The organism is Gelidibacter sp., assembly GCF_035577925.1.
Classification (GTDB): Bacteria; Bacteroidota; Bacteroidia; order Flavobacteriales; family Flavobacteriaceae; genus Gelidibacter.
In genome coordinates this window covers 1-2,205 of the sequence record NZ_DATJCY010000351.1, presented here as the reverse complement: position 1 = coordinate 2,205, position 2,205 = coordinate 1, and the positions used below count along the sequence as shown (strand labels likewise).

At 35.5% G+C, this 2,205-nt stretch carries 2 protein-coding genes; one reads left to right on the top strand and one right to left on the bottom strand.

Going from position 1 to position 2,205, the window contains the following annotated elements; all coding sequences use genetic code 11:
• A partial coding sequence (locus VNJ50_RS13470) for an oligosaccharide flippase family protein (RefSeq protein WP_325582766.1) occupies positions 1 to 891 on the bottom strand: 891 nt, incomplete at its 3' end.
• An 88-nt stretch (positions 892 to 979) separates the two neighbouring features.
• Here VNJ50_RS13470 and VNJ50_RS13465 point away from each other — a divergent pair.
• On the top strand, positions 980 to 1,960 hold the full coding sequence (locus tag VNJ50_RS13465) for a WYL domain-containing protein (RefSeq protein WP_325582764.1): 981 nt from the start codon (positions 980 to 982) through the stop codon (positions 1,958 to 1,960).
• Positions 1,961 to 2,205 lie beyond the last annotated feature (245 nt).

Below are 2,205 nucleotides of genomic sequence, written 5' to 3'. Positions count from 1 at the left end.
GATTTTAAAAAGGGCTTTTATTTTCTTTTGATAAAGGATGGCATTTTCCTGATACGATTCTGCCAGCGAAGGATACAGTGCATTGATGATTGAAGAACCAATATTCCAACTCAAACCGATCACTAAAAACTGTACCGTCGAAAAAATCCCGTTGGCATGATCACCATGATAATATTTTAGAAACAGTTCGTCAATCGTAATATAAAAGATGATTAAGCTATTGGAAATAATTAAAGGGAACGACATTTTTAATAACGATTTTCCCAACGGCCAAGAAAATTTCAATTCCTTAAATATGAGCTGTTTTTTATGTTTAAGAATGATGACGTAAATTATTCCTTGAATAAGAAAATCAAGAGCAATCAATTTGGCAAAGTAGGTCACATCAAATTGGTTTTTCACACCATAATATTGTAGGGCAACGATAATGCTTAAACTGATGATTCTACTAATGAAAATGATTTTCGTCCATTTTTTTGCCAGTAAATAATACTCAAAAACATCGGTAATTTTAAAGAGGTAACTGAAGGCAACTATAAAATATAATCCCTTTAACGGACTGCTTTCCGACAGGTTAAAATAAACTAAAATCCCAATAAAAATAACGATCCAGCTTATAAGACGTAGCCAAAAAGCCGTGGCCAAAATGCGATGGCTTTGTTGTGGATTATAAATGATTTCCCGGATACAAATTGCTGATAAACCCAGAAAAAACAACGGTGCCAACATGCCCATAACGGCTTCAACAAACTTGAGTTTTCCGATATCTACAGTGCCCAACATACTGAAAATTTGAGGGACAATCAGGATGCCGGTAGCCAGCTGTATGAGTTTTTCTAAGGTAAACCATTTGGTGGCAATAAAATCTTTTTTGCTGAAAACAGAGGTCATAATTTGCGTTAGGGTTTCCAAATATATAAAACCGATTGCTTAAAACGGTTCAAAAGATTATTATTACATTCGCTTTTAAAATAGTGCCATGACTCCTGAGTTTCTTCGTCGTTATTATATTTTGCGCATCGTTTCAAATCCTAAGGTTTATGGCATTGAAAAAAATGGTTTTGTGCCGCTTATCGATTTGCAAAACGCGCTAGATCAATTGCGAATGGACAATATTGATGATCCGCTTTATGCCAAACTAAACCACTCGAGCCAAAAGACCATTAATCGCGATCTGGATAAAATAAAATCATATTACCAAACGGTCATTTCGTATAAGCGCAATTACGGGTATTTTATGGATGACCTGGAAATGACCGAAGCGCTTCAGGAAGTTTATGAAAAAACCGAAATCTATCTGCTGCATCATCATGCCCATTCATGGAAAGATCATATCACGACCTCGCGCAGTTCTTTAAGTTTTCAAATAGAGTTGGTGCCGCTCATCCATGCTATTGAGCAACAACTTTTAGTTGAACTGGAATATCAGGGTTGGTACGACGATAATGGTTTTCAGGATATTACTGGTTTTTTTCAACCCTTGCACCTCAAGGAAATCAACGATGCTTGGTATTTGGTAGCGCATAATGCAAAGTACGGACACTATGTGTTTTGTTTGGACGATAGGATAGAAGCTTTTAAAATAACCAAGCAGCAGGTTAAAAATCCGATAGCTTTTAATGCTTTTGAGTATTATAAAAATGTCATTGGTATTTTAAAAACGGGCATGCTACCAGAATGGATCCATATTGAGGTGGCAAACCATCATTTTAAATATTTAACGACAAATCCTTTACATCATTCGCAGGAAGTTGTAGTAGAGCCGAAGGCGATGGATACTCCTGAACTGGATTATACCAATCCGGATATTTGGGGCGAACTGAAAGTGTATATCGAACCTAATTATGAGTTTTTAATGACCATTTTTAAATACAATCTTTGGGTACGGGTGGTTAGTCCGCTGCATGTTAAGGACTTTGTGAAACATCATTTGGAACTCATGATGGCTTATTATAAGTAACGGCACGCGATCGTCAAGCTTTTTTACCGTTGTTTTTTATTATTTTCTGATTTTTTGTAAGTATTTCTCACTTATTTAACAATCCCAATATGTGGGAAAGTCATTTTCTATTATTGCAGTATTAAATCAATATTTTTTCTGAAACGGACACATTTTGTCCATTTAGAAAATAGCTTTGGCTCAATTAGAAAAAATGACTAACCCAAAAACTAAAATCAATGGCAACCTACACCTGTTTGAAATGC

Bases quoted from the DNA above. Each gene is read 5' to 3' on its own strand.
- VNJ50_RS13465 (WP_325582764.1), top strand. From the start codon at position 980: ATGACTCCTGAGTTTCTTCGTCGTTATTATATTTTGCGCATCGTTTCA.